Annotated in this window: 16 protein-coding genes; 6 read left to right on the forward strand and 10 right to left on the reverse strand. The window is 69.7% G+C overall.

Translation table 11 applies throughout. The annotated features are described in order from the left end of the window. Positions 1 to 51: 51 nt before the first annotated feature. Positions 52 to 471 carry a nuclear transport factor 2 family protein gene (locus ASE35_RS18750; protein WP_057164763.1) on the reverse strand — a complete coding sequence of 140 codons (420 nt, stop codon included), beginning with the start codon at positions 469 to 471 and terminating at the stop codon, positions 52 to 54. Positions 472 to 624: 153 nt separating this feature from the next. Between ASE35_RS18750 and ASE35_RS18755 the strand changes: the two genes are divergently transcribed. Then, positions 625 to 2,136 (forward strand): PLP-dependent aminotransferase family protein, encoded by a 1,512-nt coding sequence (locus ASE35_RS18755; protein WP_057164764.1) that lies wholly within the window; start codon positions 625 to 627, stop codon positions 2,134 to 2,136. Between the two features lie 50 nt (positions 2,137 to 2,186). On the opposite strand, the gene ASE35_RS18760 is transcribed toward ASE35_RS18755, so the two are convergent. Next, the gene (locus ASE35_RS18760; protein ID WP_057164765.1) at positions 2,187 to 2,918 is read right to left on the reverse strand and encodes an alpha/beta hydrolase; all 732 of its coding nucleotides are present in this window, start codon (positions 2,916 to 2,918) and stop codon (positions 2,187 to 2,189) included. Between the two features lie 96 nt (positions 2,919 to 3,014). On the opposite strand from ASE35_RS18760, the gene ASE35_RS18765 reads away from it, so the two are divergent. Continuing rightward, positions 3,015 to 3,887: a LysR family transcriptional regulator gene (locus tag ASE35_RS18765; RefSeq protein ID WP_057164766.1), complete on the forward strand. Its 873-nt coding sequence runs from the start codon at positions 3,015 to 3,017 to the stop codon at positions 3,885 to 3,887. Between the two features lie 301 nt (positions 3,888 to 4,188). Beyond that, positions 4,189 to 5,277 carry a hypothetical protein gene (locus tag ASE35_RS18770; RefSeq protein ID WP_057164767.1) on the forward strand — a complete coding sequence of 363 codons (1,089 nt, stop codon included), beginning with the start codon at positions 4,189 to 4,191 and terminating at the stop codon, positions 5,275 to 5,277. A 19-nt stretch (positions 5,278 to 5,296) separates the two neighbouring features. On the opposite strand, the gene ASE35_RS18775 is transcribed toward ASE35_RS18770, so the two are convergent. Beyond that, positions 5,297 to 6,082: a GAP family protein gene (locus tag ASE35_RS18775; protein WP_057164768.1), complete on the reverse strand. Its 786-nt coding sequence runs from the start codon at positions 6,080 to 6,082 to the stop codon at positions 5,297 to 5,299. Between the two features lie 210 nt (positions 6,083 to 6,292). Between ASE35_RS18775 and ASE35_RS18780 the strand changes: the two genes are divergently transcribed. After that, entirely contained in the window at positions 6,293 to 6,886 is a 594-nt protein-coding gene (locus ASE35_RS18780; protein WP_057164769.1) for a hypothetical protein, read from the forward strand. Between the two features lie 152 nt (positions 6,887 to 7,038). Here the strand turns inward: ASE35_RS18780 and ASE35_RS18785 are convergent, their stop codons facing one another. From ASE35_RS18785 to ASE35_RS18805, 5 genes are all read right to left on the reverse strand, one after another. After that, a complete protein-coding gene (locus ASE35_RS18785; RefSeq protein WP_057164770.1) occupies positions 7,039 to 7,554 on the reverse strand; it encodes a hypothetical protein in 516 nt (171 codons plus the stop codon). Between the two features lie 47 nt (positions 7,555 to 7,601). Beyond that, positions 7,602 to 8,024 carry a hypothetical protein gene (locus ASE35_RS18790; protein WP_157489568.1) on the reverse strand — a complete coding sequence of 141 codons (423 nt, stop codon included), beginning with the start codon at positions 8,022 to 8,024 and terminating at the stop codon, positions 7,602 to 7,604. Positions 8,025 to 8,066: 42 nt separating this feature from the next. Further along, positions 8,067 to 9,020, reverse strand: coding sequence for a prolyl aminopeptidase (pip, locus tag ASE35_RS18795; RefSeq protein ID WP_056182318.1), 954 nt, complete (start codon positions 9,018 to 9,020; stop codon positions 8,067 to 8,069). Positions 9,021 to 9,464: 444 nt separating this feature from the next. Then, complete coding sequence (recQ, locus tag ASE35_RS18800) at positions 9,465 to 11,276, reverse strand: DNA helicase RecQ (protein WP_057164772.1); 1,812 nt, start codon at positions 11,274 to 11,276, stop codon at positions 9,465 to 9,467. Positions 11,277 to 11,536: 260 nt separating this feature from the next. Further along, positions 11,537 to 12,112 (reverse strand): Dps family protein, encoded by a 576-nt coding sequence (locus ASE35_RS18805; protein WP_057160781.1) that lies wholly within the window; start codon positions 12,110 to 12,112, stop codon positions 11,537 to 11,539. Positions 12,113 to 12,254: 142 nt separating this feature from the next. On the opposite strand from ASE35_RS18805, the gene hrpA reads away from it, so the two are divergent. Next, the gene (hrpA, locus tag ASE35_RS18810; RefSeq protein ID WP_057164773.1) at positions 12,255 to 16,487 is read left to right on the forward strand and encodes an ATP-dependent RNA helicase HrpA; all 4,233 of its coding nucleotides are present in this window, start codon (positions 12,255 to 12,257) and stop codon (positions 16,485 to 16,487) included. A gap of 273 nt (positions 16,488 to 16,760) precedes the next feature. Here the strand turns inward: hrpA and ASE35_RS18815 are convergent, their stop codons facing one another. Continuing rightward, complete coding sequence (locus ASE35_RS18815; RefSeq protein ID WP_057164774.1) at positions 16,761 to 17,267, reverse strand: hypothetical protein; 507 nt, start codon at positions 17,265 to 17,267, stop codon at positions 16,761 to 16,763. A 644-nt stretch (positions 17,268 to 17,911) separates the two neighbouring features. Continuing rightward, a complete protein-coding gene (locus tag ASE35_RS18820; RefSeq protein ID WP_056182307.1) occupies positions 17,912 to 18,406 on the reverse strand; it encodes a hypothetical protein in 495 nt (164 codons plus the stop codon). Positions 18,407 to 18,482: 76 nt separating this feature from the next. Between ASE35_RS18820 and ASE35_RS18825 the strand changes: the two genes are divergently transcribed. Beyond that, positions 18,483 to 20,663, forward strand: a complete 2,181-nt coding sequence (locus ASE35_RS18825; protein WP_057160775.1) for a bifunctional (p)ppGpp synthetase/guanosine-3',5'-bis(diphosphate) 3'-pyrophosphohydrolase — start codon at positions 18,483 to 18,485, stop codon at positions 20,661 to 20,663. The last annotated feature ends 6 nt before the right edge of the window (positions 20,664 to 20,669 follow it).

Here is a 20,669-nt window from a genome sequence, read left to right on the forward strand (position 1 = left end):
AGGGGCGACTCCATAGCGGACTGCGTCGAGCAACATCTCGGCGCGTGGCGTTCAAGGGACGCGCGTCACCTGCGCGTAAGTGGCCAGCCAGCGACCGTCGCGCTTGGCCCAGACATAGGCCACGCGCAGCCGGCGCGTCTGCCGCTTGCCGTCCTGGGTCCAGCGCAGGTTCACCAGTCCGCCGATCACCGCGCCGTCGCCCCAGACCTTCCGCACCGGCTGTTCGATCGTGTAGGGCTCGATCTTGAATCCGGGCAGATGGAAGTCGGCGAGAAATTGCCGCTTGTCCTCCACCGACGCGTTCGAATTCACCAGCACGTAGTCGTCGTCGACGAGTCGCGCGAGCGTGGCGACGTTGTTGTCGAATTGCGCGCGGTCGTAGGCCGCCACCGCCTGGGCCAGGTCTGGCGGCAGCTCCGCGGCCAGCGCCGGCGATGGGCCCAAGGCGAGCAGAAGCGCGGCTAGTTTCATGACGGTCTCCGTGGATCGATAGCGGACTTGGCGGGTGCCACGGTCGGCAGCCTGCCTGGCCGCCCTGCGCATCGTCGCGCGGGCGTGGCGCTCAAAGTGCCGTCCAGGCGGCTATGACACAATGACCACTAGGCCTGTTTTGTGGATAACCACTTGGGCAAGCGATCCGCACGCGAGACCTTCGTTCCCTTCGTCGCCGTCGCGGCGGATGCGCGTCCGCTGTATCGCCAGATCTACGACGGATACCGCGCGGCGATACTGGAGGGCCGGCTGCGCGCCGGGCAACGGATTCCCTCGACCCGGGCGCTCGCCCTGGAACTGGGCATTTCCCGGCTGCCGGTGCTGACCGCCTTCGAGCAATTGCTGCATGAGGGCTATCTGGAAGGGCGCTCGGGCTCGGGGACCTTCGTGGCCTCGTCCATACACGAGCTGCCGGCCGCGGCCGCGGCCACGCCGGGCGCGCGCGCCGCGCACCCGCGCAATCCACGTCGCCGCGCGATCGCTACCGCAACCGCGACCGCGACCGCATCGTCCGAGGCGGCGCGGGCGCGGGAGCGAAAAGCCGAGTTGGGTGCGTTCCGGGTCAGCCTGCCCGCGCTCGATCAGTTCCCGAACCGGCTATGGGCGCGCCTGGTTACGCGACATGCGCGCGGCATGTCGGCCGAGTCGATGGCCTACGGCGATCCCGCGGGGTATCTGCCGCTGCGTCATGCCGTGGCCGACTACCTGCGCACGGCGCGGGCGGTGGCCTGCGATGCCAGTCAGGTGCTGATCGTGTCCGGATCGCAGATGGCGCTGCATCTGTGCGCGCGCGTGTTGCTCAAGCCGGGGGACACGCTCTATTTCGAGGATCCCGGCTACCCCGGCGCCCGAACGGCGTTGGGCGCGACCGGCGCGACGGTGCGGCCGGTGCCGGTGGATGCGGAGGGGCTGGCGGTGAAGGCGATGCGCCCCGCCAAGGATGGCGCCAGCGCGGTTTACGTCACGCCGTCGCATCAGTATCCGCTAGGCGTTTCGATGAACGTGTCGCGACGCTTGGCGTTGCTGGACTGGGCGCGGCGTCACCAGGCCTGGATCGTCGAGGACGACTACGACAGCGACTACCGTTTTTCCAGCCGCCCGCTCGGCGCATTGCAAGGCATGAACGGCGCGGATCGAGTCATCTACACCGGCACCTTCAGCAAGGTGCTGTTCCCCGCGCTGCGCATCGGCTATCTGGTCACGCCGCCGTCGCTGGTGCAAGCCTTCATCGCCCAGCGCCTGGCCCTGGATCTGTTTCCGCAGACTCTGGACCAGTTGGTGCTGACCGACTTCCTGTGCGAGGGGCATTTCGCCCGCCATGTGCGGCGCATGCGCGCGATCTACCAGGGCCGTCGGGATGCGCTGGTCGCGGAAATCCAGGCGCGTCTGAGCGGCGTGTTGAGCATCGTCAACGCGGACGCGGGCATGCACCTGACGGCGCGGCTGCCGGCGGGTTACGACGACGCCGAAGTCGTGCGGCGCGCCCGCACCCGCGGCATCAGCGCGATCGCGCTCTCCAGCTGCTATGTCGCCGACAGCCGCGACCCCGGTCTGGTCCTGGGGTTCGGCGGGGTGCCGGAGGCGGACATCGTGCGCGGCGTGCAGACGCTGTCCAAGGTGCTGGCGGAGATCGCTCGCGGCTGAGAGGCGGCCCGGGAGCGATCCCGGAGCCGCTCTCGTTCGGCGCCTGCGACTCAGGCGCAGGCTTCCAGGATCGCGACCAGTTCGTCCGGCTTGTCGACCGGCACGTCGTGTCCGCAGTCGATTTCGTAGGCGCTCCAGCCCGGCGTGCTGCGCGCGTTTTGCAGCGCCTGCGCGAACGGGCCGTCCCAGCCGGTGGCGAGCACGAAGGCCTTCTTGGGCAGGTCGCGATAGGCGCCGCCGACGCGCAATTTCTGGGTGAAGCTGCCGGTGGGTTGCGGCGTGGCCTTGGCGTCGACCCAGGTGCGGTCGCTTTCGCGCAGGTAGTCGCCGGGCGAAGAGGGCGGGACCGGCGTCATCGGCACAGAGGGGTCCATCCAGGTGGCTAGGTCCGCGAACGATTGCCCGTCCTCCGGGATGAAGGCCTCCAGGTAGACGATCGAAGCGATGCGCGAGGCGATGCGCTCGGCCACGCCGGTGACCACGAAACCGGAATAGGAATGGCCGACCAGCACGATGCCGTCGAGGTCGTTCCAGAGGATCTCGTTGACCACGTCGTCGATATGGGTGTCCAGGTCGATCACGTGGCCGGGCAGGTGCGAGCGTTCGCCCAGGCCGCTGAGGGTGGGTACGTGCACGCGATGTCCGCGCGCGCGCAGGCGCGCGGCCACGCCCGCCCAGGCCCAGGCGCCGGCCCAGGCGCCGTGCACGAGCACGAGCACGAAGGTGGCGCCGGTGGGCGCGCTGGCGGCATGCGGATCGGCGTGGTGCGAAGGGTGGCTCATGAGGGCTTCCTGTGGAGGTTGACGTCTTGCGACGCTATCGCCGTGCCCCCATGCTGATCCAGCCAATTTTCTTGCTGGCGCTCATTAGGACATCGAATGGCGACAGGCGTACGCGATATCGACATAGCCCTGCTGCGCGCCTTCGTGGCGGTGGTGAGCACGGGCAGCATGACCGCCGCCGCGCGCGTGGTGCATCTCAGTCAGGGCGCGGTGAGCCAGCAGATCAAGCGTCTGGAAGGACTGCTCGACGCCATCCTATTCGATCGCGGCGGCGACAGCCTCAAGCCCACGCCCGCCGGCCAGAGCCTGCTCGCCCATGCGCAGCGGCTGATCGCGCTCAACGACGAAGTGGTGCGCGCCATGCGCGGTGCCGACGAGCCCGGCGAGATCCGTCTGGGCGTAGCGCACGACGTCGCCGAACTGATGGCGCCGACGGTATTCCAGGCGTTCCGCCGCCGCCATCCGGAAGTGCAGCTGACCCTGCTCAGCGACAATAACCAGAGCATGCGCGAGCTGCTGCGCGGCGGCCAGGTCGACCTGGCGGTGCTGGCCGAACGCGAGCCGGGCCAGGGCGAGGAGCTGCTGCTCAGCGACGATCTGGTCTGGGTGGGCGCGCGCGGCGGCGAGGCGCCGCGACGCCGGCCGCTGCCGGTCGCGGTCTGCCACGAAGAACGCTGCGGCGTGCGCGCGGCGACCATCGAGGCGCTGGGCCATGCGGGCATTCCGTGGCGCCCGATCGGCCACCTCGGCCATCTCGAATCGGTGACCGGCACGATCGAGGCCGACATGGCGGTGTCGACCTTCCTGGCCAACAGCGTGCCCGATGGTCTGGACGTGCTGCGCGGTCACGGCCTGCCCGCGCTACCGCACTACTACGTCAATCTGCGCCGCCTGCCCGGCGCGGACGGCGCCGCGCTGCGCACGCTCGAAGGCTGCATACGCGCGAGCTTCGCGCGCGGCGAGGCCTGAGGGCGGCAAAACGCTCTCGAGGCGCCGCGGCCGTTCGCGCGTGCGGCTCGTCGCCCGCCGTGCGGGCGCAAAGGCGGATGGGCTAGGGCCTGCTCATCGAAAGGGTGTTTAGCGAAGATCGGATAGGCGCGCTACGCCATGCGCGGTGGTAGCGCCGGCCGCCGGCCATGTCTGGGAACGGAAGTTTGCGCCGAAATGCGCGGAGTTTGCGCTGAATCGCGGGGCGATCGCCTCGACTTCGATCGCCGCATGACTCACAGTTTTCGCCAGTGCGCGGGAGCCCGATATGAAGAAATGCAGGATGGTCGTCGCGGTAGTGGCCGCGATGATGGCAACGCCCGCGATGGCGGGCGAATGGTGGCTGGTGTTCATGGGCGGCGAGAAGCCCGGGCGCCTGATCGTGGCGGTCGACGAGGCCTTTCTCGACCCGGTGCCCTTCGCCAAGAACACCTACAAGCTGGAAACCTTCTCGCTGATGGAGCATCCGAAGTCGCCCGACTCGGTGACCTCCAACATCTTCATCGATTGCGACCGGAAGACGCTGGAGGAAAAGCTGATTCAGGTCTCGCCGCGCGACGATTTCATCCAGACCGTGCCCGACCAGCCCGCGCATCCGCCCAAGGATGCGGTCGGCCACAAGCTGGTCGAGTTCGCCTGCGAGATGGGGCCGAAGAATCAGGCCGAGCGGAAGGCCATGCGCGCGCTCAACAACAGCGAGCGCGGCTTGCTGTTCATGGGGCCGCTTACGACGTCCGACATCCGCGAGTTCGCCTGGAAGAACTTCTGGAACGACGGCAAGCGCCCGGTGGTCGCCAGCAAGCGGTCCAAGCAGGAGATGGACGCAAAAATGGCCGAGCTCGCCGAGCGTAGGAAAGCGGCGCTCGCCGAAGCCAATGCCATCGCCGGCCAGGTCGTCGAGGCCGATAAGCAGGACCAGCAGCGCACCGCCGACGTAATGGCGCTGACCGCGGCGAACGCCAGCATCGCCAAGGCGCGCAAGAAGCGGGAGCCGCGCGAGGTGCGCAACGGCCTCGATCCCTGGATCGGGCATGGCGAAACCGAACTGGTCGGCGCCTGGGGCAAGCCGACCACCTTCGAGGACAAGGGCGCTCAGCGCATCCTGCATTACTACAAGGCCACCGTTCTGCTCGGTCCCGATCCGTCGCAGGGCTGCGGGGCGGGCAATATGTACGTGCCCGATCCGAACTCCAGGAACGGCGGCATGATGTGCGTGGGCGGCGCGCCGGCGCGATCGGAAACCAACGTCGATTGCACCGCCAGCTTCGAAATCCGCGACGGCATGATCGTCGACTACGTCACCAAGGGCCAAAGCCTGCAGAGCCTGAGCTACAGCAACAGTTGCAGCGCGATTTTCGGGAAATCGAACTGAGGTAGGCGGCAGCGACCGACTAAGCCTGCTCCGCCAGGCCGACGCACACGGCATGGTGCGGGCGCGCTGAGCCGGCATGGGCCATGGGCTCGCGTGCGGCGGCGTTGCAGCGCTCGCGGGCGAGGATCTTGTCCAGGTCGCTGCGCTTGCCCATGAATCGGCCGGCCGCGTCGCCGGCCAGGGCCGCGCCGGCGATCGCCACGATCCACAGCAGGGTTTCGCGCGCGCCGCGCTGCAGGGACAGCCGCCAGCGTTCGAAGCGGCTCTGCAGGCGGCGACCGGCGAACAGGTACAAGGCCAGCAACAGCAGCGGCGGCGCGACGAAGACGGCGTTATAGACCAGCAGCAGCGGCAGCCATTGCCAGTACGCGAGCGAGGCCGAGGTCATCAGGGCGATCGCGGCGAAGTAGGGCAAGGCGGTGACCATCTCGATCGCGGTCACCGTCATCCCCAGCAGGACCATGCCGATCAGGCCGCCGACGCGCGGCTGCGGTTGCTCGGGCGGGTGCTTGCCCTGTTTGGGCGCGAAGATGCCGTAGGCCAGCATGCCCAGGCCGAGCACCAGTTGCAGCGCGAGTACCAGCGGATGATCGAAGACGGTGCCGTAGCGCTCGACCGTGGTGCCCAAGCCCAGCATCAAGGCGATGCCCAGCGCTGTGTAGGTGACGGCGATGCCGGCTATGTAGGCCAGCAGGCGCGGCCCCGCGCCCGGGCGCGCCATCCACCACAGCGCGACGGCCAGTGCGGACGGGTTGACGCTGTCGACGACGGCCAGGCCCAGTACCGGTAGAGCGATGTCGGTCATGCGGTCCCGATCGCGCGAGTGGACGCGAATTGTGCCGGAAGCGCGGGTATCGGTGCGAACGCGGCCGGCGGCCGAATCGACGACACCGCCGATCGCGCGAAGGCCGCGCGCTTGCCGCTGCGGCGTCCGGTTTGCGATTGTCGAAGACCTCGGCAGCGTCTATCGTGGCCCGCGCCCCTGCGGCGTTCATCCCCCATCGAAAGGAATCCCATGCTCCGTTCCTCGTTCTGCCTGTTGCTGGCGCTGGCCGCCGCGACGCCGGTTCACGCCGAAAAGATCGCCACGCCCGCCATCGCCGCCCCCGATGTCGCTCACGCTAAGCAATACGCCCAGGACGGCATCAGCGTTTCGCTGCCGGGCAACTGGACGGTGACCGAGAACACCGCCATGGACGAGGGTGGCGGGCGCGCGCTCGGGATCGAGGCCGACAAGCCGGACTTCGAGACCCTGGGCCTGGACATCACGCTGCAGGTCTATCCCGACGACATCGCGCCGTCGCTGGAGGGCGCGGCCGAGTTCCTGGTCCAGCGCCAGATCGACGGCTCCGAGAACTACTCGGAACCCAAGCACGCCGACTACAAGTTGGGCGGCCGTTTCCCGGCGCTGGTGTCGCGTTACACGCATACCGTGTTCGGCGCCGATTCGCCGTACGCCAAGCGGGTCGACCTGTATGCGCTTAAGCCTTGCGGCGACGGTTGGGTCTGTCTGATCTACGCCCAGACCCTGGCTGCGAACGAGAGCGCCGCCAGCGCCGGCATGGCCAAGCTGTACGAAACCATGAAGTTCGCGCCTGCGCGGGAGTGAGCGCATCCGCGGCGGCGCGCGTTGCGCGCGTCGCTGCATGCCGGTGGGCGCCGCCGCGCGCAGGCGGCGTCCGTCGCGGGCTTCAGGCCCGGTCCGCGATTCGAACGGCGGTGCGGGCGTCAGCGCCGCCTGCGTAGGCGACGGCGTGCCGATCACCAGATCTTCCAGAACGGCTTTTTCCTCGGTGCGGGTTCCTCGGCTTCGCCCTCGGGCGGCGTGTAGCCCAGATACGCAATGGGCTTGCCGCTGAAGCCGTCGATGCCCATCGGCAACGGTTCGAAGTTCCGGCTCAGCCAATCGGCGTGCTGCCGCCGCGCCAGGTCGGCTTCCGTGTTCGTCAGCACCAGGAATCCGTGCGTGTCGGAGCCGCCGTAGGAATCGCTGTGCACGAACACGCTGTAGCGGTCTTTGAGGATCTGCGCGATCGACGCGATCATGACGTAGCGGTCGCGACCGCTCTCGGTCAGTGGGATCGCATAGGTCGCGCCGCGATGGACCAGCTCCCGGGGCTCGTCCTCGTCCAGCATGCCGATCGCGTCGTCTTCGGCCAGTTCATCGGAAAAGCCGGTGACCACCTCGGACTCGAACGAGCGCCAGTCGATCCAGATCAGCGCCTCGGACAGATCGTCCTCGTCGAGGGCGGCCAGAGTGGCTAGCGGGGTGCGCATGAAGTACTCCTGTAACGCCAAAGGCCGTGAGCGAGCGTTCGGAAAGCCTAGGGCATCCGATCGCAATTTAGCGCCATCCGCTTGCAGCGCGGGCAGGCATTACCGGCATGGAGTTCGACCTTAAGCACGCCCTGTGCGCAACAGACCGGGCAGGCGGTGGTGGCCAGCGTGAAGAGGTCGGACCAGGTCGCGGCGTCGGCGAGCTTGTAGAACTCCAGGTACTCGCCGCTGCCTTGCAGCCGGACCTGACCCCGCTCGGTGGACACGGCGCACAGCTCCATGCGCTCGCCGTCGGCGGGGCCGCGCGCGCCGCGGGTCGGCACCATGTGCTGCGCCGCGCAGTCGGCGCACACCACGTAGAAATATCCGCCCATCGGCGGGTCGCCGCGATAGCTGCCGTACGAATGATGGCTTGAGAACCGGAACTCGCAGTTCCGGCACTCGCAGGTGCTGCCCCAGAGCGACCCCATGATTCCGATGAGCTCCTTCGGTGCGACCGGCCAGGTGGCCGACTACGCGAACCGATCGGCCAGGGCGTCGGTCGCAGCGACCAGCACGTCCACGATCGCCGGATCCGCCGCGCTGTGCCCGGCCAGCACCACGCGGAACTCGGCTTCGGGCCAGGCCTGGGCGAGGTCGTAGGCGCTCTTCACCGGGCAGATGACGTCGTAGCGGCCCTGCACGATGGTGGCGGGGATATGACGGATGCGGCCGACGTCGCGCAGCAGTTGATCCGGTTCCAGGAACACGTCGTGACGGAAGTAATGCGCTTCGGCGCGCGCCACGCTGATCGCCAGGTGCGGTTCCTCGAAATTGCCGGCCTCGTCGGGGTCGTGGATCAAAGTGGTGCTGCCGCCCTCCCAATAGCCCCAGGCCTGAGCGGCGGCCAGGCGCACAGCCGGATCCTCGCTGTCGAGGCGGCGCCAGTAGGCCTCGGTCAGGTGGTCGCGTTCGGCTTCGGGTATGTGCGCGACGTAGCGCTCCCAACGTTCCGGGAAGATCCAGCGCGCGCCGCCGTCGAGTTCGTTGAACCAGCGCAGCTCGCCGGGCCGGCCCAGGAAGATGCCGCGCAGCACCAATCCCAGGCAGCGCTGGGGATGGGCTTGGGCGTAGGCCAGGGCCAGGGTCGATCCCCAGGAGCCGCCGAACACCACCCAGCGGTCGATGCCGAAGTGTTCGCGGATGCGCTCGATGTCGGCGACCAGGTGCCAGGTGGTGTTGTCGCGCAGCTCGGCATGCGGCGTGGATTTGCCGGCGCCGCGCTGGTCGAACAGAACGATGCGGTAGCGCGCCGGATCGAAGAAGCGGCGGTGGTAGGGCGAGACCCCGGCACCGGGGCCGCCGTGCAGGAAGATCACCGGCAGCCCGTCGGGATTGCCGCATTCCTCGATGTGCAGTTCGTGCAGATCGTCGACCGCCAGGCGATGCGTGCGGTAGGGCTGGATCTCGGGGTACAGCTCGCGCATGGCGCCGCTCCTTGGGTGTTGCGCCAAGCATACGGTGAGGCGGCGATGCGGACGATGGTGGGGCGGTAGTCGGGCGGTGGGCCGGTAGGCAGAGGCGACGCGGGCGATCGAGAGCGAGATTCCTACCCTGTGGGAGCGGCATAAGCCGCGATCGCGTGGCGGCGTGTCGCGGCGGAGCGTGGCTCGCGTCGATGGGGGAATTTCGCGATCGCGGCTTACGCCGCTCCCACAGGGAGCAGGGAGGGCGTCGCGATGCTGGGCTTGCGCCGGAGGGTGAGGTGCGTGGTCGCGGCTTGCGCCGCTCCTACAGGGGGTAGGGAGGGGCGTCGCGATGCTGGGCTTGCGCCGGAGGGTGAGGTGCGCGGTCGCGGCTTGCGCCGCTCCCACAGGGGGCGGGGCAGGTTGGTTGCGATGGATGGTTTGCGCAGGCGGTGGTGGTGCGGCTTAGGCGTGATCGAGCAGGTGCTGCAGCACGGCCTCGCCGTAGCGGTCGAGTTTGCTGGCGCCGATGCCGGGGATCTGCGACAGGTCGTCGAGGTCGTCGGGCGCGGCTTCGGCGATCGCGCGCAAGGTGGCGTCGTGGAAGATCACGTAGGCGGGCACGTTCTGTTCGCGCGCGGTGCTCGAGCGCCATTCGCGCAGGGCGTTGAAGCGCGCCAGCGAGGCCGGGTCGAGGTCGATCATCGGCGCCGCGGCGGCGCCGGCGCGCGGTTTGCGGCTGCGCGCGGTCTTGGGTTGTTCGGTGCGGAAGCGCAGGTCGCGCTCGCCGCGCAGCACCGGGCCGCTGTCGGCGGTGAGGCGCAGGGCGCCGTGGCGTTCGATGTCGGCTTCGAGCAGGCCGCCGGCGACGAGCTGACGGAACACGCTGCTCCATTGGCGCGCGTCCAGGTCGCTGCCGATGCCCCAGGTGCTGAGGCGATCGTGGCCGAACTTGAGCGCCTTCTCGGTCTCCACGCCGCGCAGCACGTCGATCACATGGCCGGCACCGAAGCGCTGGCCGGTGCGGTACACGCAGGACAGCGCCTTGCGCGCGGCCTGGGTGCCGTCCCAGCTCTGCGGCGGCTCCAGGCAGTTGTCGCAGTTGCCGCAGGCGCCCGGGTGCGGTTCGCCGAACCAGCCCAGCAGCGCCTGGCGCCGGCATTGGGTGGATTCGCAATAGCCGAGCAGGGCGTCCAGCTTGCGCAGCTCCAGGCGCTTGCGCTCCTCGCCGGCCTCGCCCTGCTGGATCAGCTGGCGCAGGTTGACCACGTCGCCCAGGCCGTAGCAAAGCCAGGCCTCGGCCGGTTCGCCGTCGCGGCCGGCGCGGCCGGTTTCTTGGTAGTAGCCCTCGATCGACTTGGGCAGATCGATGTGGGCGACGAAGCGCACGTCGGGCTTGTCGATGCCCATGCCGAAGGCGATGGTGGCGACCATGACCACGCCGTCCTCCTGCAGGAAGCGGCGCTGGTTGGCGGCGCGCGTGGCCGCATCCATGCCGGCGTGGTAGGGCAGGGCGCGGATGCCGGCTTCGACCAGCTGCTCGGCCACCGCGTCCACGCGCCGGCGCGAGAAGGCATAGACGATGCCGCTGTCGCCGCGGTGGGCGGTCAGGAAATCCAGCAGCTGGCGGGTGCCGTTGTCCTTGTGGACCACGCGGTAGCGCAGGTTGGGGCGGTCGAAGGAGCTGACGAAGCGGCGCGCGTCCTCCAGGTTCAGGCGCTCGGCGATCTCGCGCTGGGTCGGAGCGTCGGCGGTCGCGGTCAGGGCGATGCGCGGAATCTGCGGCCAGCGCTCGTGCAGTACGGTGAGTTCGCGGTACTCGGGGCGGAAGTCGTGGCCCCATTGCGAGACGCAGTGGGCCTCGTCGATCGCGAACAGGGCGATCGGGGCGCGATCGAGCAGGGACATGAAGCGCCCGGTCAGCAGACGCTCGGGGGCCACGTAGAGCAGGTCGAGTTCACCGGCTAGGAGCTGGCGTTCGACCTCGGCCGCGGCGGTCGCGTCCAGGGTGGAGTTCAGGAAGGCCGCCTGCACGCCGAGCTGGCGCAGGGCTTCGACCTGGTCCTGCATCAGCGCGATCAGCGGCGAGACCACGATGCCGCAGCCGTCGCGCAGCAGCGAGGGCAGTTGGTAGCACAGCGACTTGCCGCCGCCGGTGGGCATCAGCACCAGGGCGTCGCCGCCCTCGCTGACGTGGTGGACGATCTGCGCCTGTTCGCCGCGGAAGTCGGAATGGCCGAAGGTGCGGCGCAGCAGGTCGAGGGCGTGGTCTGACATGGCGCTAGTGTAACGAGCGTCGCCCTTATGGCCGCTAAGCCGATGCCGTGGCCCGCTGTAGGAATTCGCCGCGGGCGGCCCAGGGCGCGCTATCCGGGTCACGCGGCCGCCACCGGCCGTCGGGGGCGGCGATGGCCGACGGCCATCGGTGCCTGCCCCTGTGGGAGCGGCGCGAGCCGCGATTCGGCGGGCCCGCGCAGCGCCGGTCCCGCGCCGAATCGCGGCTCGCGCCGCTCCCACAGGTGGCAGGGTTTAAGCGCTTACTGCAGCAGCGAGCGCAGCATCCAGGCGTACTTCTCGTGGGTCTGCAGGCGCTGGGTCAGCAGGTCCTCGGTCGGGGCGTCATCGACGTCGTCGGCCTGGTCGAGTACCTTGCGCGCGGTGCGGCAGACGGCTTCGTTGCCGACCACCAGCTGGCGGACCATCTCGCGCCAGTCGGCGGCGTCGCTCAGGCCCGGTTCCTCCGGGATCGAGCTCAAGCGCACGAACTCGGCGTACGAACCCGGCGCATTGAAGCCCAGCGCGCGGATGCGCTCGGCGATCTCGTCCAGCGCGGTCCACTGCTCGGTGTACTGGGTCTCGAACATCACGTGCAGGGCGTTGAACATCGGGCCCGTCACGTTCCAATGGAAGTTGTGGGTCTTCAGGTACAGGGTGTAGCTGTCGGCCAGGAAGCGCGACAGGCCCTCGGCGATCTTCTTGCGATCGGCCGGCGAGATCCCGATATCGATGGACGGCGCGCTGCTGCCCGGCGCGGGCGAGGCGGCCTGCGCCAGCGGCTTGGCGGCCTTGGTTTTGCTGGTTTTGGTCTTGTCGGACTTGTTCGGCTTGGCCATGGGGGGCTTGTCCTTGTGTGAGGTGCGAGAGGGTGGCGAACGGCGCCGGATAGGGTTTTTACGGCATTGCGACGACAATAGGCGCTGTCGCCGCCGATGTGAAATGGTTTGTGCCTAGCGCTGCGATGCAGACGATCTATCGATGAAGAACGAGTCCTCCAAACAATCACCTGCCGACGATGCTAGCGCCACGAACGCTAGCGCCGCGTTACGCCAGGCCCGGCGCGCCATCGACGGCGCGATGAGCCGCGATCGCGGCCGCCTGCACGGGCTGTGGTCGCGTTGGAACGGCAAGCCCGCCGATGCGGCCGCGCGCGAGGCGTTCGCGCAGGCCCTGGCGGTGTCGGTGGCGCAGCGCGAGGCGCGCGCCGCCGCCCTGCCCAGCGCGCCGGTGGAGGCCTCGCTGCCGATCGCGGCCGAGGCCGAGCGGATCGTGGCCTTGATCCGCGCGCATCCGGTGGTGGTGATCGCCGGCGAGACCGGTTCGGGCAAGACCACCCAGCTGCCCAAGCTGTGCCTGGCGGCCGGGCGCGGCGCGGCCGGCATGATCGGCTGCACCCAGCCGCGCCGGATCGCCGCGCGCGCGGTGGCGCGGCGCGTGGCCGAGGAGCTGAACACCCCGGTCGGCGGCGCGGTCGGCTACCAGGTGCGCTTCAACGAGAACGTCGGCGAGCGCACCGCGATCAAATTCATGACCGACGGCATCCTGCTGGCGGAGATCCAGTCCGACCGCTGGCTGTCGGCCTACGACACCATCCTGATCGACGAGGCCCACGAACGCAGCCTCAACATCGACTTCCTGCTCGGCTATCTCAAGCAGCTGCTGAAGAAGCGGCCCGACCTCAAGCTGATCGTGACCTCGGCGACCATCGATACCGAGCGCTTCGCCGCCCATTTCGACAATGCGCCCGTGGTCAGCGTGGAGGGCCGCGGCTATCCGGTGACGGTGCGGTATCGTCCTTTGGACGATACGGGAATGGGGAATCGGGAATCGGGAACCGAAAAACCGAGCCGTCGCGAAGCCGCTGCTACGACTCCCGATTCCCGATTCCCGACTCCCGGCCTTTCAGTCAACGACGGCATCGTCGCCGCCTGCGACGAGATCACCCGCGAGGATCCGCGCGGCGACGTGCTGATCTTCCTGTCCGGCGAACGCGAGATCCGCGACGCCCACCAGGCCCTGGAACGGCGCAAGTACCGCGAAACCGAAGTGCTGCCGCTGTATGCGCGGCTGTCGGTGCGCGATCAGGACCGGGTGTTCAACCCCGGCCCCAAGCGCCGCATCGTGCTGGCCACCAACGTCGCCGAGACCTCGCTGACGGTGCCGCGCATCCGTTACGTGGTCGACCCCGGCTTGGCGCGGGTAAAGCGCTACAGCCCGCGCGGCAAGCTCGACCGCCTGCATATCGAGCCGGTGTCGCAAGCCAGCGCCGACCAGCGCAAGGGCCGCTGTGGCCGCATCAGCGAGGGCACCTGCTACCGGCTCTACAGCGAGGCCGATTTCGAATCGCGGCCGCGCTACACCGATCCGGAAATCCGCCGCGCCGCCCTGGCCGGGGTGATCCTGCGCATGCTCTCGCTGGGTCTGGGCAGCATCGACGGCCGCGCGGGCAAGCGCGCGGGCGATGCCGAAGCCGGCGGCGCGGCGCGCATCATCGAGGACTTCCCGTTCCTGGAGCCGCCCGACAGCCGCGCGATCGCCGACGGCTGGCAGCAGCTGACCGAGTTGGGCGCGGTCGACGAGCAGCGCCGCCTGACCGCGGTCGGCCGCAGCATGGCGCGCCTGCCGGTGGACGTGAAACTGGCGCGCATGCTGGTGGCCGCGCAGGCCCACGGCTGCCTGCGCGAGATGATCGCGATCGCTGCCTTTCTCGGCATCCAGGACCCGCGCGAGCGCCCGGCCGATCAGCGCGGCGCGGCCGACGCCGCGCACGCCGAGTTCGCCGACCCGCGTTCGGAGTTCATCGGCATCCTCAAACTGTGGGACGCCTACCAGAACGCGCACGAGGAGCTGACCCAGTCCAAGCTGCGTAGCTGGTGCGAAAAGCACTTCCTGGGTTTCCTGCGCATGCGCGAATGGCGCGAGCTGCATCGCCAGCTCAAGTTGTTGTGCGAGGAACTGGGCTGGGCGAGCGACCGCGCTCAAGAGCCATCGGCTCGTGCGGTCGCGAGCGAACGCAGCCGCGACGCCGCGCAGCTGCCGTTACAGCGCCAGGGTCATCGTCAGGGAGGGCAGGCGCGCAAGCCCGACGAAGACGCCGCCGGCGGCTACGACGCCTCCGCCTACGCCACCTTGCACCGCGCGCTGCTGGCCGGCCTGCCCAGCCAGATCGGCCAGCGCGGAGACAAGGGCTTTTACGACGGCCCGCGCGGTCGCAAGTTCCAACTGTTCCCGGGGTCGCCGCTGGCCAAGAAGCCGCCGCCGTGGGTGCTGGCCGCGACCCTGCTGGACACCGAGCGGGTGTGGTCGATGACCAACGCCGGGATCGAGCCGGATTGGGCGATCCAGGAGCTGCCGCACCTGCTTGCGCGCCGTTATCACGACCCGCGCTGGGCGCGTTCGCAGGGGCGGGTGGTCGGCAGCGAGCAGATCAGCCTGTTCGGCCTGGTGCTGGCGCCGAAGCGGCCGGTGCACTACGGCGCGCTGTTCCCGGAGGAGAGCCGCGCGATCTTCGCCCGCGATGCCCTGGTCACCGGCGAGATCAACACCCGCGCCGCCTTCCTGCAGCGCAACCTGGCCACGCTTGCGAAGGCGCTGGACGAAGAGGCCAAGCAGCGTCGCGCCGGCCTGGTGGTCGACGAGGAATGGATGGCGCAGTGGTACCTGGACCGCTTGCCCGCGCAGATCCACAACGCGCAGGCCCTGGACGCCTGGTACGCCAAGCTGCCCGCGGCCGAGAAGGCGGCGCTGGAATGGTCCAATGCGGACCTGATAGTCGGCGGCGAGAGCGAGGCCGCGCGGTTTCCGCCTTATCTGCAGCTCGGCAACGCGCGTCTGGCGGTGCGTTATCGCTTCGAGCCGGGCGCGCCCGACGACGGCATGACCCTGGCGGTGCCGCTGCATCTGCTCAACGCGCTGGACCCGGCCCAACTGTCCTGGCTGGCGCCGGGCTTCGTCGCCGACAAGGCGGCAGCGCTGATCAAGTCCTTGCCCAAGACCCTGCGCCGCAATTTCGTGCCGGCGCCGGATTTCGCCAAGGCCTTCCAGCAAGCGCACACCCAGCCCGAGGCCGACGATCTGGCCGGCGCGCTCGCGCGCTTCCTGCGCAAGCTGACCGGCACCGAGGTAGCGGCCACCGACTTCGATCCGAGCGCGATCGAGGCGCATCTGCGCATGAACCTGCGTCTGCTCGATAGCGGCGACGACCAGGGTGGCGGCCGCAAGAGCGAACCGCTGGTGCTGGCCGAGTCGCGCGATCTGGACGAACTGCGCGCGCGCTTCGGCGAGCGCGCCGCGCGCGCATTCGCGGCACGCGCCGCCGACGGCTTGGGTCAGCGCGGTCTGGTCGCGTTCCCGGAGCAGCCGATTCCGGTGTCGGTGCCGGGCGCGGCCGGCGTGCCCGCGTTCCCGGCCCTGCACGACGACGGCGACAGCGTTTCCCTGCGCGTGCATGCCGAGCGCGAGGCCGCGCTGCGCGCGCATCCGGACGGCGTACGCCGATTGCTGGCGATCGCTTTGGCCGACAAGCTCAAGCAGGCGCGCAAGCAACTGCCGGTATCGCCCAAGACCGGTCTGCTGTACGCGGCGATCGAATCGGCCGCGCCGCGCGCCGACGGCCCGCGCGACAGCGACCGCCTGCGCGACGACCTGGCCGGCGGCGCGTTGCGCTCGCTGCTGGGCGACGACGACGAATTGCAGCAGGTGCGCGATGCGGCCGCGTTCGAAGCGCGCCGCGAGACGGCCGCGCGCAAGCTGTTCCCGGAAGCGATGGAGCGCCTGCGTCAGGCCGAAGTCATCCTGGGCGCGGTCGCCGAGGCGCGCGCCAAGCTGGAGTCGCCGCTGATGGGTTGGGCCAGCGGCAATCTCGACGACATGCGCAAGCAACTGGCGACGCTGACCCCGCCGGGCTTCCTGCGCGAGGTGCCGGCCGAGGCGCTGCGCGAATACCCGCGCTACCTCAAGGCCCTGGCGTTGCGCGGCGAGCGTGCCCTGCGCGACCCGGTGCGCGACCAGGCGCGGATGCTGGAGCTCAAGCCTTTCGCCGACGCCCTGGCGGCCGCGAACGCCGCCGGCACGGCCGGATCGACGGGCTGGCAGGCGCTGCGCTGGGACCTGGAGGAACTGCGGGTGTCGCTGTTCGCGCAAGAGCTGGGCGTGCGCGGCGGGGTGTCGCCTAAGAAGCTGGCGAACCGGTTGGCGCAGTTGCGGAATTAGGGCGCGGCGATCAGCCGTTTTCGCTATTCGCTGTTCGCTGTTCGCTGTTCGCCGAATCTTCTGCTTTCGCTTTTGCTCGTCATCCCCGCGTAGGCGGGGATCCAGCGACTTCGGCGTCATGAGGGGCATGCGACTTGGCCCGCACCAAGCGAAAGTCCTGGGCACGCGCCGGCCGCGCTGAGCGCTGTTGAGAATGTGTCGGCGCTCTGGACCGCTGCCTCCGCAGGGGTGACGTTTCGGCAAAGCCACGCGCTGCGCGCGTGGGCCGAAACCTCACTTGATCCGCTGCACCCGCGCCTTTGGCAGATCCTCGTCTACCTGCAGGAACCAGCGCCCACTCACACCAGGCACCACCACGATCTCCGGAGCCTGCATCGGTTTTGCCAGCTTCAGCGCGCCCTTGAGCACGCGCCACTGCTGGCCGTTCTCCAGCGCGAACACCGTGCCCGGCGCCCATTCGGACACCGTGCCGACCAAGCGGCTGCGGATCGGACCGTCGGCGGCACCTTCCAGCAGGCCGGCGTCGTCGCGGCCGGGCGTCGCGCTTGCGTATGCCGGCGTGGCTGCCGGCGGCGCGGCCGCGGCCTCGCGTTCGGCATCCTCGCGCAGCAGACGGTTGAGCAGGGCCAGCTGCGCCGGGGTCAGCGCGTCCAGGCCGGTCTCGCGCAATTGTTCGGGGCTGAGGCGGCGTTCGACCTCGCGGTAGGCGGTCTGCGCGCCGGCCAGAGCGGGCAGCAGAGCGAGCAAGAGCAGCAGGGCGGTGCGGGGGAGACGAAGCATGGATTCGGGCCTGGCGACGGCGGAGTCGGATTCGGGCGGGCCGCCAGCCGGTATGCGGCGATGGCGGGCGGCGCTCAGGCCGCCCACACTATTGCGGTGGCGTGACAGTTTCTTGACACGGGCGAGGGTGGCCAGCGGCCGCGCAGCCGAGACTGCGGGCGTCGTCGTCAGCGTTGCCGTTCGCTCGTCATCTCCGCGAAGGCGGGGTGGGGGCTCGCGAGCCATGCGCTCGGGCTGTAAAGAGCGACCCTGGCGTCGGCGCCATTGGTACGACGCGATTCGTTATTCCGCACCGGCCCGAGCGCATAGCGCTCGGGCGTTCGCGGCTGCGCGAGCCAGTGGCACGCAGGCGCATCCGCTCACACCCGTCTGCGCGGGGGTGGCAGCAATGGCAAGGCCATGCGCTGCGCGCACGGGAGTGCGTTGGCGCTCTGGACCCCCGCCTACGCGGGGGTGACGCAATGGCAAAGCCGCGCGCTGTGCGCACGGGAGTGCGTTGGCGCTCTGGACCCCCGCCTACGCGGGGGTGACGCAATGGCAAAGCCGTGCGCTGCGCGCACGGGAGCGCGTTGGCGCTCTGGACCCCCGCCTACGCGGGGGTGACGCAATGGCAAAGCCGTGCGCTGCGCGCACGGGCCATTGCGTCACTTGATGCGCTGGACCTTGGCGCGGGCGTTGTAACCCTGCACCGACAGATACCAGACGTTGCCGATCAGGCCCGGATTGATCTTCACTTCCGGATTGCTGAGCTTCACGCCGGCCAGCGAGGCGTCGTCGGACTGTTGCCAGACCTGGCCGTTGTCGAGCGTGTACTGACGGCCGCGGCCGAAACCGCGGAACTCGCCGCTGATGCGCGAGGCGATCGGGTCGCTGGAACCGCCGAAGTTGAAGAAACCGCGGTGCTCGGTTTCGATCACTTCCTTGGCGCTCTTGGCGGCCTTGGCGCTCTCGTCGCCGATCTTGCGGTTGAGCCAGTCGTTGAGGCGGCCCAGCTCTTCCGCGCTGAGCTTGTCCAGGCCCGCGGCCTTGAACTGCTCGGGCGTCATCTCCTGTTGGATCGGCGGCAGTGATTGGGCGAAAGCCGCAAGCGGTGCCAGCGCGAGCAGGGTGGCGACGATCAGCGGACGGGTGCGGAGCATGTGCTGTTCCTCGGGTCGGTTGGCGGCTAGTGTAGACGCTCCCCCAAACCGCTTCGATCCCGATACGCAATCCGCGATGAACGCATCGCCTTCCGCCCCCGCTCCGGTCCAGACCGCGCTTGCGCACGCCTCGGCGGCGACGATCGCCGGCCCGCTGCGGCAGCGCCTGGACCAGGCCGCGCTGGACCCGGCCGCCGCGCGCGATGCGCTGGACGCACCGCCGGTGGTTGCGGCCACCCTGGACGCGCTGGGCCTGCTCGGCGCCGACGGCGACACCGTCGCGGCCGCGCTGCTGCACGCCTATCCCGGGCTGGCGGCGGCGCTGGGCACGGCGCTGGACAAGCAGTTCCCGGCGGTGGCGGCCCTGCTCGACGGCCAGCGCGCCGCCGCCCAGGTCTGGACCCTGCACGCCGAGCACGGCGGGCGCTCCGGTCACGAAGGCCTGCGCCGGCTGTTGCTGGCGATCGTGCGCGACCTGCGGGTGGTGCCGATCCTGCTCGCGCGCCAGCTCGCGCGCATGCGCAACGCCGACGCCCTGGCGCCGGATGCGCGCCGCGAACTGGCCGCGCTGACTCGCGACATCCACGCCCCGCTGGCCAACCGGCTCGGCATCTGGCAACTGAAATGGGAGTTGGAGGACCTGGCGTTCCGCTATCTGGAACCGCAGACCTACCAGAAGATCGCGCGCCTGCTCGACGAGAAGCGCGGCGACCGCGAGCGCTACATCGAACAGGTCAAACGCACCTTGCGCGGGGCCTTGGCCGCGGCCGGCCTGCAGGGCGCGGAGGTCGCCGGCCGGCCCAAGCACATCTACAGCATCTGGAAGAAGATGCAGCGCAAGGACGTGCCGATCGGCGAGCTCTACGATCTGCGCGCGGTACGGGTCATGGTCGAAGACCTGGCCGCCTGCTACACCGCGCTGGGCGTGGTCCACGCCCAGTGGGCGCCGATCCCCAGCGAGTTCGACGACTACATCGCCCGGCCCAAGCGCAACGACTACCGCTCGCTGCACACCGCCGTGGTCGGGCCGGAAGGCAAGACCCTGGAAGTACAGATCCGCACCCACGACATGCACCGCCAGGCCGAACTCGGCGTGGCCGCGCATTGGAAGTACAAGGAGGTCGGCAGCCAGGCCGCCGACGCCTCCTTCGACCGCAAGATCGCCTGGATGCGCAAGCTGCTCGACGCCCATGGCGAGGGCGGCCGCGACGGCGGCGACGCGACCCTGGCCGGCGAGCTCGACACCGAGCTGGTCGAGGACCGGGTCTACGTGCTCACCCCCAAGGGCGAGGTGATCGACCTGCCGACCGGGGCGACGCCGCTGGATTTCGCCTATCACGTCCATACCGAGGTTGGGCACCGCTGCCGCGGCGCCAAGGTCGACGGCCGTATCGTGCCGCTGGACCACAAGCTGCGCAGCGGCGACCGGGTCGAGATCCTGACCGCCAAGACCGGCGAACCGCGCCGCGACTGGCTGGTCGCGGCCAACGGCTTCCTCGCCAGCGGACGCTCGCGCGACAAGGTCCGGGCCTGGTTCCACAAGCTCGACCGCGCGCGCAACGAACAGGCCGGACGCGAGCTGCTGGACAAGGAACTGCGCCGGCTCGGCCTGCTCGGTGCCGATCTGGCGCCCGCGCGCGAACGCTTCAACCTCGGCAACGACGCCGAACTCTATGTGCAGGTCGCGCTGGGCGATCTGGGCCCGCATCAGGTCGGACGCGCCCTGCACGAACACGAGCGCGCGGCGGCTGCGCCAGCGCCGGCGACCGGCACCACCACCCTGGCGCCGGCCCCGCGCCGGCGCCCCAGCAAGAGCACCGACTTCACCGTCGAAGGCGTCGGCAACCTGCTGGTGCAGCTGGCGCGCTGCTGCCAGCCGCTGCCGGGAGAGCCCATCGTCGGCTACCTCACCCGCGGCCGCGGCGTCAGCGTGCACCGGCCCGGTTGCGCCGCGTTCGAGCGCCTGGCCGCGGGCCAGCCGCAGCGCGTGTTGCCGGTGGAATGGGGGCGCAAGGGCAGCGGCTACGAGACCGACATCGAAGTACTGGCGCTGGACCGCAAGTGGCTGCTGAAGGAAGTCACCAATCTGATCGCGCAGGGCAACGCCCATGTGGTCAGCATCCGCAGCGACGTCGAACGCAGCGGCGCGCGGGTGCGCCTGCGTCTGCGCCTGCGCGTGGCCGACTACGGCCAGCTCTCGACCCTGCTGGGCAAGCTGTCCTCGCTGCCCGGCGTGGAGCAGGCGCAGCGCTGCTGAGGCGCG

It is taken from the genome of Lysobacter sp. Root916, from assembly GCF_001429785.1.
GTDB lineage: Bacteria > Pseudomonadota > Gammaproteobacteria > Xanthomonadales > Xanthomonadaceae > Lysobacter.

Excerpts from the sequence above, each read along its gene's own strand:
- ASE35_RS18750 (WP_057164763.1), bottom strand. The coding sequence starts at position 471 with ATGAAACTAGCCGCGCTTCTGCTCGCCTTGGGCCCATCGCCGGCGCTG.
- ASE35_RS18820 (WP_056182307.1), bottom strand. The coding sequence starts at position 18,406 with ATGCTCCGCACCCGTCCGCTGATCGTCGCCACCCTGCTCGCGCTGGCA.
- ASE35_RS18825 (WP_057160775.1), top strand. The coding sequence starts at position 18,483 with ATGAACGCATCGCCTTCCGCCCCCGCTCCGGTCCAGACCGCGCTTGCG.
- ASE35_RS18790 (WP_157489568.1), bottom strand. The coding sequence starts at position 8,024 with ATGGGGTCGCTCTGGGGCAGCACCTGCGAGTGCCGGAACTGCGAGTTC.
- ASE35_RS18815 (WP_057164774.1), bottom strand. The coding sequence starts at position 17,267 with ATGCTTCGTCTCCCCCGCACCGCCCTGCTGCTCTTGCTCGCTCTGCTG.
- hrpA (WP_057164773.1), top strand. The coding sequence starts at position 12,255 with ATGAAGAACGAGTCCTCCAAACAATCACCTGCCGACGATGCTAGCGCC.
- ASE35_RS18785 (WP_057164770.1), bottom strand. The coding sequence starts at position 7,554 with ATGCGCACCCCGCTAGCCACTCTGGCCGCCCTCGACGAGGACGATCTG.
- ASE35_RS18760 (WP_057164765.1), bottom strand. The coding sequence starts at position 2,918 with ATGAGCCACCCTTCGCACCACGCCGATCCGCATGCCGCCAGCGCGCCC.
- ASE35_RS18775 (WP_057164768.1), bottom strand. The coding sequence starts at position 6,082 with ATGACCGACATCGCTCTACCGGTACTGGGCCTGGCCGTCGTCGACAGC.
- ASE35_RS18770 (WP_057164767.1), top strand. The coding sequence starts at position 4,189 with ATGGTCGTCGCGGTAGTGGCCGCGATGATGGCAACGCCCGCGATGGCG.
- ASE35_RS18765 (WP_057164766.1), top strand. The coding sequence starts at position 3,015 with ATGGCGACAGGCGTACGCGATATCGACATAGCCCTGCTGCGCGCCTTC.
- pip (WP_056182318.1), bottom strand. The coding sequence starts at position 9,020 with ATGCGCGAGCTGTACCCCGAGATCCAGCCCTACCGCACGCATCGCCTG.
- recQ (WP_057164772.1), bottom strand. The coding sequence starts at position 11,276 with ATGTCAGACCACGCCCTCGACCTGCTGCGCCGCACCTTCGGCCATTCC.
- ASE35_RS18780 (WP_057164769.1), top strand. The coding sequence starts at position 6,293 with ATGCTCCGTTCCTCGTTCTGCCTGTTGCTGGCGCTGGCCGCCGCGACG.
- ASE35_RS18805 (WP_057160781.1), bottom strand. The coding sequence starts at position 12,112 with ATGGCCAAGCCGAACAAGTCCGACAAGACCAAAACCAGCAAAACCAAG.